The organism is Litoribacter populi (assembly GCF_007483685.1).
Lineage (GTDB): Bacteria > Bacteroidota > Bacteroidia > Cytophagales > Cyclobacteriaceae > Litoribacter > Litoribacter populi.
The window spans coordinates 537108-551334 of sequence record NZ_VMKN01000002.1; the positions used below are offsets into that span (position 1 = coordinate 537108).

General features: G+C 42.9%; 12 protein-coding genes. 4 read left to right on the forward strand and 8 right to left on the reverse strand.

What is annotated here, in order from left to right; all coding sequences use genetic code 11:
- The first annotated feature begins 249 nt into the window (after window positions 1–249).
- Complete coding sequence (gene htpG, locus FPL27_RS18080; RefSeq protein ID WP_143962630.1) at window positions 250–2133, forward strand: molecular chaperone HtpG; 1884 nt, start codon at window positions 250–252, stop codon at window positions 2131–2133.
- 117 nt (window positions 2134–2250) lie between these two features.
- Here htpG and FPL27_RS18085 read toward each other — a convergent pair whose 3' ends face one another.
- The 3 genes from FPL27_RS18085 to FPL27_RS18095 form a co-directional block, all read right to left on the reverse strand.
- Window positions 2251–3915 (reverse strand): ABC1 kinase family protein, encoded by a 1665-nt coding sequence (locus tag FPL27_RS18085; RefSeq protein ID WP_143962631.1) that lies wholly within the window; start codon window positions 3913–3915, stop codon window positions 2251–2253.
- A gap of 169 nt (window positions 3916–4084) precedes the next feature.
- Window positions 4085–4771, reverse strand: a complete 687-nt coding sequence (locus FPL27_RS18090) for a hypothetical protein (protein ID WP_143962632.1) — start codon at window positions 4769–4771, stop codon at window positions 4085–4087.
- Window positions 4772–4950: 179 nt separating this feature from the next.
- Window positions 4951–5514 (reverse strand): helix-turn-helix domain-containing protein, encoded by a 564-nt coding sequence (locus FPL27_RS18095; RefSeq protein ID WP_143962633.1) that lies wholly within the window; start codon window positions 5512–5514, stop codon window positions 4951–4953.
- Between the two features lie 213 nt (window positions 5515–5727).
- On the opposite strand from FPL27_RS18095, the gene FPL27_RS18100 reads away from it, so the two are divergent.
- Together FPL27_RS18100 and FPL27_RS18105 are read left to right on the forward strand one after the other, a co-directional pair.
- Window positions 5728–7731 (forward strand): alpha-ketoacid dehydrogenase subunit alpha/beta, encoded by a 2004-nt coding sequence (locus FPL27_RS18100; protein ID WP_143962634.1) that lies wholly within the window; start codon window positions 5728–5730, stop codon window positions 7729–7731.
- 90 nt (window positions 7732–7821) lie between these two features.
- Window positions 7822–8514: a hypothetical protein gene (locus tag FPL27_RS18105; protein WP_143962635.1), complete on the forward strand. Its 693-nt coding sequence runs from the start codon at window positions 7822–7824 to the stop codon at window positions 8512–8514.
- Between the two features lie 41 nt (window positions 8515–8555).
- Here the strand turns inward: FPL27_RS18105 and FPL27_RS18110 are convergent, their stop codons facing one another.
- Window positions 8556–8780: a hypothetical protein gene (locus FPL27_RS18110; RefSeq protein WP_143962636.1), complete on the reverse strand. Its 225-nt coding sequence runs from the start codon at window positions 8778–8780 to the stop codon at window positions 8556–8558.
- Between the two features lie 77 nt (window positions 8781–8857).
- Window positions 8858–10039 (reverse strand): hypothetical protein, encoded by a 1182-nt coding sequence (locus FPL27_RS18115; protein ID WP_143962637.1) that lies wholly within the window; start codon window positions 10037–10039, stop codon window positions 8858–8860.
- Window positions 10040–10469: 430 nt separating this feature from the next.
- Between FPL27_RS18115 and FPL27_RS18120 the strand changes: the two genes are divergently transcribed.
- Entirely contained in the window at window positions 10470–11546 is a 1077-nt protein-coding gene (locus FPL27_RS18120) for a cytochrome-c peroxidase (protein WP_235893495.1), read from the forward strand.
- A gap of 213 nt (window positions 11547–11759) precedes the next feature.
- Here FPL27_RS18120 and FPL27_RS18125 read toward each other — a convergent pair whose 3' ends face one another.
- From FPL27_RS18125 to FPL27_RS18130, 3 genes are read right to left on the reverse strand one after another with little or no spacing between them, the layout of a single operon-like run.
- Window positions 11760–12518 carry a BF3164 family lipoprotein gene (locus FPL27_RS18125; protein ID WP_185974416.1) on the reverse strand — a complete coding sequence of 253 codons (759 nt, stop codon included), beginning with the start codon at window positions 12516–12518 and terminating at the stop codon, window positions 11760–11762.
- Complete coding sequence (locus FPL27_RS19885) at window positions 12440–12988, reverse strand: hypothetical protein (protein WP_185974417.1); 549 nt, start codon at window positions 12986–12988, stop codon at window positions 12440–12442. Before FPL27_RS19885 ends, FPL27_RS18125 begins: the two co-directional genes overlap by 79 nt.
- Window positions 12985–14166, reverse strand: a complete 1182-nt coding sequence (locus FPL27_RS18130) for a hypothetical protein (protein ID WP_143962639.1) — start codon at window positions 14164–14166, stop codon at window positions 12985–12987. The genes FPL27_RS19885 and FPL27_RS18130 overlap by 4 nt, the downstream gene beginning before the upstream one ends.
- Between the last annotated feature and the right edge of the window lie 61 nt (window positions 14167–14227).

Sequence of the window (14227 nt, forward strand, 5' to 3'; positions counted from 1 at the left end):
GTAGGTGAACAGTAGATTATTTGTTTTTGAATTTTGATTGATTAAATTGATAAATTAACCTCAACGCCATATTTTGGGTCTACCAGTCATTTCTAAACCCAGATTTAATACCATTCCATAAGAGCACCCTTTGATTTTTCTTCAAGGCACCACCCGCTGACAATTTGACATTAAAAATCAATTGGAACACCCCTTGATTAAATATGCTCATCAAACTTGTATTCATTTAAAACATAAATCATATCAATTATGCAGGAAAAAGGCACCATCTCGATCCATACCGAGAATATTTTCCCGATCATCAAGAAATTTTTATACTCAGACAATGAGATTTTCCTTAGAGAGTTGGTTTCCAACTCCGTGGATGCTACCCAAAAAATCAAACGTTTAGCGACATTAGGTCAGTATTCCGGCGATTTGGGTGACATCACCGTAGAGGTAAGTTTTGACAAGGAAAAAAAGACCATCACCATCTCCGACAAAGGTCTAGGTATGACTGCCGAGGAGATCAAAAAGTACATCAACCAGATTGCTTTCTCCGGTGCGGCTGAATTTGTGGAAAAATTCAAAGACGCCAAAGACGCCAACGAAATCATCGGTAAATTTGGCCTTGGGTTCTATTCTGCCTTTATGGTAGCCCACACCGTGGAGATCAATACTCTTTCCTATCAGGAAGGTGCCGAAGCGGCCAGATGGACTTGCGACGGTAGCACTGAATTTGAAATTTCCAAAGGCGACAGAACAGAAAGAGGAACCGATATCATCCTTCACATCAATGAGGAGTCAGAAGAGTTCTTGGACAAATGGAAGCTACAGGGTATCCTCGACAAATACTGCAAGTTCCTTCCTGTACCGATTAAGTTCGAAACCAAAACCGAATCTGTAGAAGACGGTAAGGACGAGAAAGGTGAAACCAAGTACAAATCAGTTGAGGTAGACAACATCATCAACACCACTGACCCTATCTGGACCAAGTCACCTAACGAGCTGAAGGATGAAGACTACCTTGCTTTCTACAAGGAGCTTTACCCAATGAGTGAAGATCCGCTTTTCTGGATCCATCTTAATGTAGACTATCCTTTCAACCTAACAGGGGTACTTTATTTCCCTAAGGTGAAAAACGAATTCGAACTTCAGAAAAATAAGATCAAGCTTTTCAGTCGCCAGGTATTCATCACCGACGAGGTGAAGGACATTGTGCCTGAATTCCTGATGTTGCTGCATGGAGTGATCGACTCTCCAGATATTCCATTGAACGTTTCCAGAAGCTTCCTGCAGGCTGACAGCAACGTGAAGAAGATCAACAACTACATCACCAAGAAGGTAGCTGACAAACTTGCAGAGCTTTACAAAAAAGACCGTAAGGCCTATGAGGAAAAGTGGAATGACATCGGACTTTTCGTGAAGTATGGTATGATTTCCGAGGAGAAATTCTACGAAAAAGGGAAAGACTTCGCTTTGTTGAAAAACACCAAAGACGAATACTTCACTTTGGAGGAGTATAAGGAAAAAGTAAAGGTTGCGCAGACAGACAAAGACGACAACGTCATATACCTATATGCGACCGATGCTGAAAAGCAGGATACTTTCATCCAGTCAGCCAACAAGAAGGACTATGATGTATTGGTGCTTGACTCCCCTATCGACAGCCACTTCATCAACCAACTTGAGCAGAAGCTAGAGAAAACAAACCTCAAGCGAGTAGATGCGGATGTTGCTGACAAACTCATCAACAAAGACCAAACCTTCAGCAACGTGCTGACCGAAGAGCAGTCCACTAAGGTGAAAGAGATCTTCGAAAAGGCGATCAACAACACCAACTTCTCCGTAGAAGTGGAGGGCTTCAACCCTGAGGAACTTCCGGTAACCATCACCATGGAAGAATTCATGAGAAGAATGAAGGACATGGCACAGACAGGTGGCGGAATGGGCTTCTATGGCTCATTGCCTGACCACTACAAGATTGCCGTCAATGGTAACCACAAAGTGGTCGACAAGATCCTCAAAGCAGAAAACGAAGAGGCTCAAACCCAAATCGCCAAGCAAGCAGTCGATCTAGCCATGCTATCTCAAGGCATGCTCAAAGGCAAGGATTTGACCGAGTTTGTGAAGAGGAGCGTTAACCTGATTTAAAGATCATAGTTTTATAAAAACATAAAGCCTCACCGATATGGTGGGGCTTTTTTGTTGTAAAAACTCTGCGAAACTCAATCTACATTCAACTCTGTGTCCTTTTTATTCCCCTCACTACTATTTATCAAAATGATCATGATGGATCAATATCTGATATATCAAATAAAAACCTATACAAGCACCAGTCAAAAATAAAATAATAGCCAGCCCAGGGTACCCCAAGATCGTCCATTCCGTTGGTATTTGAACAAGCATAGCCGCGCCGATAATCATAGCCGCCACTATAAGGCCCAAGGTGATCCTGTTGGCCACCTTTTCAAAAGCATCCGTAAAACGCCTTTCATCAATGGCGTCGATTTTTATCTTCAACTCATTGTCGGCTAACTTCTGCGTGATTTTGTCGAGGCGCTGAGGCACATTTTCCAATAGCCCCTTTGCGTCAAGCAGCATCTCAAGGAAATTACCTGGCCTCAACTCCTTCCACATCATTTTCTGCATGAGGTTTTCAACGTAATCCCTCACCGTTTTTTGAAGGTCATATTCAGGAGTCAACACTGCGACGATTTGATCCATGTTCAGCAAGATTTTCCCAAGGATATTCAATTCCACCGGTATATGTATTCCTGACTGGGCAGCTACCCGGTTGATATGGATCAACAGACGCCCGGTCTGCATATCGGTGGCCTTGGCATGCTCACCTTCCTGAACAAGGCGGAGTATGTTTTTTCTAAAAACATGCACATCGGCCTCGTTCTCCTCATACTCACTCATGTCAAGCAGAATATTTGCCACCTTGTCACCTTCATAGTCACTCAAGGCAATCATCAAACGCATGATTTTTTCTTGCAAGTTATGAGAAAAATGAGCCACCATACCCAGGTCCATCAGAGCAAGCTTTTTATCCTGGGTTATGTGAATATTACCAGGATGGGGATCGGCATGAACAAAACCATCCACAATACATTGCTTCAGATAGGCATGTACCAAGTCGTCGACCATGGGTTTGTAATCCGTATCTGTCCGACTATACCCTGAGACTTTCGTGACTTTCTTGCCTTCGACCAACTCCATGGTTAATACCTTACTACTGCAAAAGGAAGAGATGGGTGCAGGCACAAACAGATGCTCAAATTCCTTAATATTTTTCTTTAAAGAAAGTAGGTTTTGGGCTTCCGTGGTATAATCCAGTTCCTTTAGAAGGATATAACGAAGTTCTTCTATGACCTCATCCACGGCAAACTTTTTGGCTGAATCGGTATATTTAACCGCCAGCTTGGACATCTCAAACAAGGCATCCAAATCTTCCACAAAACGCTTCCGGATACCTGGTCTCTGAATTTTCACAGCTACTTGCTGCCCAGAATGCATCACCGCCAAATGCACCTGCCCAATGGAAGCACTTGCCATAGGTTCTTTGGTAAACTGTTTAAAAGCTTTGGAAACACTCACCCCAATCTCCTCGTGAAAGATACCCTCCACCTCCTGATACGGAATTTCATCAACATCATCTTGCAGATGGGCAAGTTCCTTCAGGTAGGCATCAGGCAACAGGTCAGGGCGAGTGGAAAGCAATTGACCCAGCTTTACATAGGTAGGCCCCATCTTCTTCAAGTCCTCGGCAAATTCCTTGGGTTCTGAAGCCTCATGTTCCTCATCTTCTTCCTGAACCTCGGAGTCAACAACGGAGGCAGAGCCTTGTGCAAACACATCACTGTTCCAGTATTTGTATATAAATCCAAAAAACCGGACATACTTTTCGTAATTGTCTGGCAATAGTCCCATAGCATGATAGTGGTTAGTATAAAAAACTTAAAATGTGAGCAATCACCTATTTATAAGCAATACCCTTTCCAAAATTGTCAGCCAAACAAAAAATAGCCACGGATAAAGAAAAAATGCTGCTATTTACCTTACATTTTAATGTAATGAGTGGTTTTAATCAACCAACACATTATTCAAAGTAATACCTAATACCGATTCCAGGTTGTAACATACTAAAAGGCGAGCGAATGGTTTGCATTTGTAATTCCCCATTGGTATCATATGTGGAATTCGACCTGGTAAGGTATTCCATCTCCCCCGTATTTAGGTAATGTAGGCTTAGCTCAAGAAAAAGGTTTTTTCGAAAGGCAGGCACCACGACTCCTCCGCCAAATTGATACATAAAAGACCAGTCGTAAACCTCAGTTCCCGAGGCAATAGGATCTGCCAAGCGGTTTTCTCTGACCCTAGATCGGGTATAGGTATGAATTAGACCCACCTGTGCTTCCAAAAACGGCCTGAATCCGATATTTAAGTCTGGAATATATCTGGCTACACCGTTGAGGTTAACCATATTGTTGTTTCTTCTGATTCGGAAATTCTGATTGACCCCTTGCATCACATTCCTACTTCGTGTCATCTGGGTTCCGTATCGGCCATAACCAAAAGTAGCACCTACTTCAAATGGCGAATTGGGAATCCCGTACATACCATTTAGCTTTACCTGTGGCAATACAACGTTGCCGGCCTCTTCATGAAATTCCCCAATTGCGAAACCAGACTTCACCTGAATAGCACCTGAAAACTCCTGAGCTTTAACCGAGTGAGAAGAAATTATTAGAACCAAAATGACGAAATACAATCTGAAGTTTCTCATAAATTGCTTTTAGAGACAAAAGAATCAACTACTTTTTTAAACGGGCAAAAATCCGATAGGTTGACTAAATTTATTCCTTAATTGAAATCTAGTTAATCCGCGAAGAGGCCTATGCGAAACTCATTTTAAAACTCCGAGCAACTCTGCGTCCCCTTTAATACCCCGTCTTCCTTCTCCCCTCACACCTCATCCATTCCCTTTCTCGGCTTGTCCTTCAGCTTCTTATATTCCGAAGGAGTCATGCCTGTCACCTTCTTAAACTGCGTGGAAAGATGCTGTACACTGCTGTAACCGAGTTTCCAGGCCATTTCGCTCAGCGTAAGTTCTTGGTAAAAAAGCAGCTCCTTGGCCTTCTCGATTTTTAAATGGATAAAATATTTCTCAATCGTCATTCCCTGCAGACTGCTGAAAAGGTTGCTCAGCCGGCTATAATCCTCAGCCAGATGCTCCTTGATCATCCCCGAAAGATTAAAATCATCATCCACCTTTTCTTGCTGCAATTGCTCTTGAAGCAGATTTTTGATCTTTTCGATCTTCTGCACGTCTTTGTCCTTCAGTACATCAAACCCCAAAGTCCTGAGACCCTCCTCCAGTTCTCTGGCCTTTCCTTCGTTCAAAGGCCCATAGATTATGGCCTTCCCTAGTTCCACCTTTTCAAACCCAATATCCAATTTTGCCAAAACCTCCTCCACCGCCATGATGCAACGCGGGCAAACCATATTCTTAATAAAAATTTCAGTCATATCATTCCAACATTGTCCATGAAATTATAAGTTCTAAAATTCGGTCTTTTTTCCCAAAACCCCTTACCGTCGGTTCTTTTTTCGGTTAAAACTCAAAATACCAAATTTTACATTCACACTCAAAAGTACAGCTCATTACACCCAGTTTTCCATGTTTGCTTTCAGATAATTAAGGCTTAATTTGGTATCGTCATTAACACTTAAACACTACCCATGGATCAAGAAACTTTATCGCCTGCGATTACTTTTGACCGAAAAGACTATTCCAACGAAACTCTCATCCAGCTATATGAATCCCTGCTCATGCCGAGAAGGATTGAGGAAAAAATGCTCATCCTGCTGCGCCAAGGCAAAATATCCAAATGGTTTAGCGGTTGGGGACAGGAGGCAATTTCCATCGGCGCGGTGAATGCACTGAAGGATGACGAATATATTCTCCCCATGCATAGAAATTTGGGCATTTTCACTGGCCGCAAGCTCCCACTTGAAAAGCTCTTCGCCCAGTTTCAAGGCAAAAAATCAGGTTTCACCAAAGGGCGGGACCGTTCCTTTCATTTTGGCACTAATGAACACCATATCGTAGGCATGATCTCTCACTTAGGTCCCCAGTTGGCAATTGCTGATGGGATTGCCTTGGCCAACAAGCTTTCGAGTGAGCAGCAGGTTACCTTGGTTTTTACAGGGGACGGTGCCAGTTCAGAAGGTGATTTTCATGAAGGACTGAATGTGGCAGCCGTGTGGCAGTTGCCGGTGATTTTCATGGTAGAACATAATGGCTACGGACTTTCTACTCCCAGTGAGGAGCAGTTTAGATTCAAAAACTTTGTGGACAAAGGTCCTGGGTACGGCATGGAAACCGTCAAAATAGACGGCAACAATGTGCTGGAGGTGTTTGACACCATCAAGCGACTGGCAGAGGATATCCGAAAAAATCCCCGTCCGGTATTGGTGGAAGCCATGACCTTCAGAATGCGCGGCCATGAGGAGGCATCCGGCACCAAGTATGTCCCCCAACACTTGTTTGATATTTGGGTAAAAAAAGACCCAGTAACCAATTTTGAAAAATACCTCATGGATGCCGGTATCCTAACTAAGGATAACTGGGAGGCCATAAACAAACGCATAAAAGAGCAAATTAACCAGGGACTAGAAGTAGCTTTCGGTGAAGACGCTATAGAGGCCGACACAGAGGAGGAAATGGCGGACATGTTCCTTCCATACCAGCAGGAAGTGATTTTCCCAAAATCAAAAAAGCAAACAGAGCGACGTTTTGTCGATGCCATCAGCGATGCCTTGCGTCAAAGCATGGAGAAATATCCCAATCTCGTTTTGATGGGTCAAGACATTAGCACCTATGGTGGGGTGTTCAAAATCACTGACGGATTTCTGGACAAGTTCGGAAATGGTAGAGTCAGAAATACACCATTGTGCGAAAGTGCCATCATCGGTACCGCACTGGGGCTTTCCATAAAAGGCTACAAAGCCATGGTGGAAATGCAGTTCGCCGACTTTGTCACCTGCGGGTTTAACCAAATTGTCAACAACTTAGCGAAGAGCCATTATCGCTGGGGACAAAATGCGGACGTGGTGGTCAGAATGCCGACAGGTGCAGGAGTTGCTGCCGGTCCGTTCCACAGCCAATCCAACGAGGCGTGGTTTTTCCATACTCCAGGGTTGAAAATCGTATATCCTTCCAATCCCTACGATGCAAAAGGATTGTTGAACGCCGCCCTTGAGGAACCGAACCCTTACCTCTTCTTTGAGCATAAAGTTTTGTATAGGTCCATTTCAGAAAGTATTCCAGATGATTATTACACCATCGAAATCGGCAAGGCCAACTTGGTCGCTAAAGGCGATGAGGTGAGCATCATCACTTATGGGATGGGAGTCCACTGGGCTAAAAAAGCGGTAGAAGAAAGCGGTATCAACGCTGACATTTTAGATCTACGAACATTGCTTCCATGGGACAAGGCAGCTGTAGCCGAAACGGTCAAGAAGACTGGCAAAGCGATCATTCTTCATGAGGATTGCATTACTGGAGGAATTGGGGCTGAGCTTTCGGCATGGATAAGCGAGCATTGTTTCGAGTCTTTGGATGCACCTGTAATGAGAGAGGGAAGCTTGGACACTGCCGTACCTTTTGCTCCAAGTTTGGAAAAGAATTTCCTTCCACAGAGCAGGTTTATGGAAAAACTAAAACATCTTGCAACATATTAACGTCTAAAGAAGAGTTTCCCCATTATTAAACGTATACTCTTGGCATAAGAATTGGTGCGAGCTGCCAAGAAAACTAAACAGATTACTTTTATGAAAAAGCGAATTTTATCCCTCTCCCTTTTGTCAGCCATGGCTATCTCTCTTTTTTCCTGCAACAACAATGAGCAGGATCAATTGGTAGCAAATGTGACCGTCAATGCTAGGGCATTAGCTGTTAGTGAGTCAGCACCAAACCAGCGAAACATCAACGGAGCTACTTTTGTGACCATGGATGTCGCCATGCGTGATGTGGGACTATTGGAAGAAGGTGACCAACCCAATGCTGCTAGAACAATAAGCAATGGCCCTCACCATTTCCGATTGATGAGAAATACAGCTCCTCAAACAGAACAAATTGGTTCTGCTCAGATCAGACACGGAGAATTTGACAGGCTTGCCTTCAGAATGGACCGAAATCAGGCTTTTGGTGTGGAAGGTAGTGAAGGAACTTCCCTCTTCATTGTAGGAAGTGTTAACGACACAGACCTTCATATCTATACTACTGCAGAGACAGTATTGAGTGTAGATGCACATGGTGGCCCATACAGTATCACTTCAGAGGAGCAGCTTTTCCTTAATATAGACATGAATACTTTGTTCACTGGAATCAATTTTAATGATGCGCGAGATGGAAATGGGGACGGCGTAATAGAAATCGAGCCTGATAACCTAGATGGCAATTCTGCCCTTTACCAGCAAATTATGGGAAACCTGCAAAGTGCAGTTACCTTCACAAGAGAATAAAACAAAAAAAGGCCATAAGGCCTTTTTTTTTACTCTGTTTCTTAAGGTTCCACCTTCGGAAAGACATCCCCAACCCTATAGTTGTGACCTTCCTCGAAGTAATAAGTATTCCCCACCATGTCTCCGTAATTTCGGGTGACAACTTCGTAGTAGACGGTAACTGTCTTGTCGGTGACCACCATTACCTGTCCTACCGGCTTAGTCATGATTTTATTGCCACATCCTGTCAATATCGCAAGGGACAGGATTGCAAGCAGCTTTTTCATTTTATACAATAGTTGGTCGTTTGCAATCAATTAGCATATCAAAAACCAACCAGTCACCTAAACAGTTCACATTCAGGCTATTCCTTCAACCTATATCTATAGAACACATTGTAATCCCTTTCAAATTCGGAATTAGTATTCCCGTCAAAATAAATATCTCCCTCCTCAGTGGTAAGGTTAAAAATCCCTTTTGATGGCATCTCATCGATTGAACCAATTTGTTGGCCGTCTTTAATCACCAATGCATAAGTCTTAACATATCTTTTTGATGCTTCACTATACTCCTCCGATCTGAAATACATTTCATCTTGGGCGATTAACTGCCGCATGATGTCAGATGGGATCTTGGTTGAGAATATTACTAACACATATTCGCCCGCATGTCTGACATCAGTGAAATTTGGATAATCTGAGGTCCTCCTATCAGCATCCGCCGATACTTCCGCCGCTGAGGATGGTCTATGTCTATGCGATAAATCCACCACTGTTTTTAATTCAGGATTTTCACCACTGTAATCATAGAGGAAAAGCTGGTTACCCATGGAAGGTAAGACCGCGATTTCCTGTTTTCCTATATGATAACTCACAAACGGCAGGCTTTCACCCACATACTTATTTTCTGCTCTTGGGGACCAATCTTGTGGAAAAGATTCCAACATAGACGTTTTAAGAGAATTTAAATTATACGTATATAAAGTTTTCGCTTTCGCATAATAATCATTCCCTAGCTTTTGATGGTTCACCTCAGCCGGGTTGAAGGCATTGACTTCCTCTCCGATTATCATTGGCTCTCCATCTTTCAGAAAAGGTGAAAAGGTAGTTCTATGCTTGTATATAATCATTCGATGAATGTCGGAGGTGATCGTAGGAACTTCTCCGGTCTTTTTTCCCTCCAAATCCAGTTTGTGGAATTTAAAGTCAAAACCTTGGGCAATTATCTTATCATCCCCTAAGAACCTATACCCCCAAGCACCTCTGGACCCAATGCCGGCTGGCCCATCATTGAGCACATCAAGCTCCTTAATCTCTCCCTCACGATTGACCAACATGGGCTGGCGGGATTTAGAGCCTTTGAGTAGATACAGCTTTTCTTCTGGAAGGTAATCATCCATTAGAAGCGGTTCCAATTTATCCACCACCAGCGAATCCACCAGTTCCAATCTCAATCCCTTTCCTTCTGTCTCAGGTTTTTCCTGACTACAGGAAAAGATAAGCCCACTGCAAAGCAGCAACAGTCCAAAACTATATTTTCTACGCATAATTCCCATAACGTGCATTTTCCTATTTGATGCCAAATGTATCCGGTTTTTTCAGAAAAGTCTTAAATATTTATGACTCTACGGGATTATGCACCTAAACCTGTGACCCAAGAAGCAACGGGGATAATAAAACACTAGCCTTTCGACTCCATCTAGGCTCTTCAAACTTACTTCCAGCATGCCACCACCTTGCCTTCTCTTCGGGTCCTCTATGGGTCCACGATGGGAAATGGCATAGTGGAGTCATCTACCTCGCGTCTAGATCCCATAGTACATCGGAACCAAATATGGGGCTCTCCTCCCGTCTCCTCTCATAGACCAAACAAATCCCCTATAGAAACAATCAATCGAATCTAGATTGAAATATGATTTTGGTCACTGTTTAGAATAACCATATTTATTAGTTTTGCAGCAAATAAAATCAAAAGACATGACTAGAGGTATAATTATCGCGGGATTAACCGCTGCTTTTTTAACGTTTTTAGTGTTTAGAATGGTTTCTGTAGACGAAACTCAATTGTCACCTAGACAAGCTACTCAATTGAACAAACAAGACATTCAGCTTTGGGCGATGGCCAACAAAGCCCTGAAAGGATTGCCATCAGTGGAGAGCATCACAGCTTCCATCAACAACTTGGAGGAAAGATACGAACTAGGCAAGTTGCTATATTACGACCCAAGGCTGAGCGTCAACGGCGAGCAAAGTTGTAATTCCTGCCATGACCTAAGTACATTTGGCGTAGATAATCTATCTACATCTCCAGGCGCCATCAAGGGCAAAATGGGCGACCGTAACTCCCCTACCGTCCTTAACGCAGTACTGCACGACAGCCAGTTCTGGGACGGTAGAGCCAAAACCCTGGAAGAGCAAGCAAAAGGTCCAATCCTGAACCCAGTGGAAATGGCCATCCCTCATGAGGACATGCTGATCGACAGATTGGCTGAGGTGGAAGAATATGTGAAAAGATTCAGAAGCGCCTTCCCTGAGGAGTCCAACCCGATCACCTATGATAACGTGGCCAATGCTATCGCTGCATTTGAAAGCACCCTCCTTACCCCTTCCAGGTTTGATGACTTTATGGACCGTGATTTCACCGCCTTGAACGACCAGGAAAAAAGAGGCTTGACCGTTTTCTTGGATGCCAATTGCCAAAGCTGTCACGATGGTGCAGCCCTAGGCGGTATGCAGTACAGAAAGTTTGGTGAGATCAATGATTTCTGGACCGTAAACAATAAAATCGGACGTGACAAGGGCATGGTTACCCTTACTGATAATCCAGGCGACCTTTACAAATTCAAAGTCCCATCCCTGAGAAACATCGAAAAAACCTACCCATATTTCCACGACGGAAGCATCTGGGATCTCGAGACCTCCATCCACGTGATGGCCAAAAGCCAGCTCAACCTAGACATGAGCGACGAGGAAATTGAAGACCTGATTGCCTTCCTAAAGACCCTCACCGGAGAAGTGCCTGAAAGGGCAATGACAGTGCCGGAGTTGCCGTAAGATTTCAATTGGGCACAATGGGCTCAAAGAGAATGAAGGACACGAAGGGAATATTAAAAGCCAAGGTTAGGAGTCTTGGCTTTTTTTGGAGGCCCGCCGGAACCGCCGTTGTTCCAAGGCTGTGCCTTGGAAACATGAAAATAGAGGCTGTGCCTCTCCTTATCACCCTTCAAGCTGAGAGGATTCGGCAGTCATTACTAAGAATTCTCTTCATCAAAACTGAAATTCCACAATATCTTCGTCTTCTTCTGAAGACAAGCCATACAGAATTTGATTTTCTTCGTCTACGGTAAAATACTTTATTGGTGTATCCAATTCAAACTGTCTTATCATATTTCCTATATAATCAAAAGCAAACACAATTCGACTTTCCACCATGCCAGTTGATCTGATTCTTGAAACTTTATCTCCGCTATATAGCATATAGATATTATCTTCTCCCAAGAAAGAGTCTTGATAGGTTCTTACAGCTTCAGGGTCATTCATATAGTAATATGGATCATCAGCAGACCTATATTCTACCGTATATTCTGGAACCTCAAAAAAAGGCCCCTCTACCACCAATATTTCTTTAGTGGCGTAATCTAGGACCTCAAAATGATCCCGATCCATGGAGTAAAAGCCAAATTTGCTTTTACTTTGGTTTGAAGTGAATTGCATTGCAAAAACACCTAATGCTACATTTGATGGGGGATCTCCGGGGAGCATTCCTTTCCAGCTTCCATAGCCAGCTAAAACCTCTCCCTCTTTACTATATTCTACAAATTTTTCTTCGCTCGACACACGAATTGCCATCAGTGTGGTATCAGTCAGCCATGAAATGGCTAAAGCCCTAACGAATTCAGGATTTCTTTGCTTTAATTGTTTGCCTGCAAGTTTAGCAGTACTGTCTTCTAACGTGAATTCAGAAAAAACATTGTCAAAATTATATGCCCAAAACTTTCCGGGGGAGGAGCTGTAATCGACGTCCAAATATAGGAGATCTCGCCTGGACCATATCCTTCTACTCCCAGCCCATAAGCCCATTTTCTATTCTTCAAATCAATCACATGGAGGGGTGGCGACATTGCTTTGTCGGAAACAATTATATGCCCATCGACCAAGAAGGGCTTTCTAGTACTATAAAATTTTTTGATCCCAAATGGGATTCCTGCTAAATGCTCCTTATCCGGAAGATCACCCTCTATCCTAACCCAAGTTTCCCCCTCTCGATATTCGGAGTATTTATCAGATGTACATTGACATAATATTAAAACAATAATTAGTATTGAATTTCTAATCATATTTTTTTCAATTAAAAAGAATTTAAATAGCGGAAGAGTAACTTTTCCTACTGTAATTCCTGCTCCCAAAAGTAGCCCAAGGGATAAAGGAAGGTTGTGCCAAGTCTTCAGACTTGGTACCCTGAGTTGGGAGTCTCCTGACTCACTGATTATAATCACTCTCTTATTTTTACTTTGTAAAACACATTATAATCCCGCTCTACTGACGGCTTGCGGTTGTCATTAAGATACACCACCCCATCCGAGCTGACATAATCCATATGCCCAGTAACAGGAAAGTTATTGATGACACCCACCTGTTTACCTGCTTTGGCAAGGATGTAATAAGGCCTGAAATATTTCCCCAAAGCTTCTCTCCATTCCGGACTTACACCATAATTTTCATTGCCGGCCCTTAACTCCCTATGGACTGATGCCGGAACCTGAGTATTGAACTTTACTATTTGATAATCCCCAAACATTCTCAAGTCATTGAATCTTGGATATGAACCAAATTGGTCATTGAAACCATCTGTGATCCACTCTTGCAAGGGCGTCCTCTCTGGGTGACGAAGGTCAATAGCATATTTAAGGGAATTGCTCCCCAACCCATCATAAACAAACAGCTGATCGCTCACTCCAGGAAGTAAGGCGTACTCCATGGTAGACCGGTTAAAATCAGATAAAGGATAACTTTCTCCCACATAAACTCCTTCTCTTTTCGGCATCCATTGATCAGGGTAGCTCTCCAGGAACTCCAACTCCTCTTCTTCTACCGCATATTGAAAAGCCACTTTTGCTTTTTTATAGAAATCCTCTTTTAATTCAGTGGGATTAATTTCACTGTAAGAAAATGAATTGATTTCCACCCCAAAAATTGAAGTTTTTTCATTAGCTGCAGAGGTCCTAAAGTTTAACCGGTAATTGTTTACCACAAAAGTGTTGAGTCCTTTCATAGGTGAGGCCAACACGCTGATTTTATTTTTAAACTCAGAATCATAAATATGGAATTTAGAAGAGGCATCCATACACACAATTCTATCATCACCTAAAAATTGGCAACCCACTGCTCTTCCACCAACCTGATCAGGCCCATTTCCGATGATATCAGGCTCTTGCAGCACTTCCCCTTCTTCGTTGACCAAATAAATCTTCCTACTCTTCCCCCTCATCAAATAAAGCCCCTTCTCTTCATGATAATCATCCATTTCCAAAGGATCCAAGACATCCACCACCAAAGAATCAAGCAATTCTAGGGATATCTCTGACATTTCAGAATGTTCCTGTGGCTCGGACTGACTGCAACTCTGAAAAACCAATAGGATGCAATAGATTGAAAGAGTAAATATTCTAGTCATCGAAATATGGATATTGTACTCCTAAAAATATAGGAATGTGTCCGTATTAACAAGTGTTTTA

Coding starts and splice junctions, on each gene's coding strand:
- FPL27_RS18130 (WP_143962639.1), bottom strand. CDS start 14,166: ATGACTAGAATATTTACTCTTTCAATCTATTGCATCCTATTGGTTTTT.
- htpG (WP_143962630.1), top strand. CDS start 250: ATGCAGGAAAAAGGCACCATCTCGATCCATACCGAGAATATTTTCCCG.
- FPL27_RS18100 (WP_143962634.1), top strand. CDS start 5,728: ATGGATCAAGAAACTTTATCGCCTGCGATTACTTTTGACCGAAAAGAC.
- FPL27_RS18120 (WP_235893495.1), top strand. CDS start 10,470: ATGACTAGAGGTATAATTATCGCGGGATTAACCGCTGCTTTTTTAACG.
- FPL27_RS18115 (WP_143962637.1), bottom strand. CDS start 10,039: ATGCGTAGAAAATATAGTTTTGGACTGTTGCTGCTTTGCAGTGGGCTT.
- FPL27_RS18090 (WP_143962632.1), bottom strand. CDS start 4,771: ATGAGAAACTTCAGATTGTATTTCGTCATTTTGGTTCTAATAATTTCT.
- FPL27_RS18105 (WP_143962635.1), top strand. CDS start 7,822: ATGAAAAAGCGAATTTTATCCCTCTCCCTTTTGTCAGCCATGGCTATC.
- FPL27_RS18095 (WP_143962633.1), bottom strand. CDS start 5,514: ATGACTGAAATTTTTATTAAGAATATGGTTTGCCCGCGTTGCATCATG.
- FPL27_RS18085 (WP_143962631.1), bottom strand. CDS start 3,915: ATGGGACTATTGCCAGACAATTACGAAAAGTATGTCCGGTTTTTTGGA.
- FPL27_RS18110 (WP_143962636.1), bottom strand. CDS start 8,780: ATGAAAAAGCTGCTTGCAATCCTGTCCCTTGCGATATTGACAGGATGT.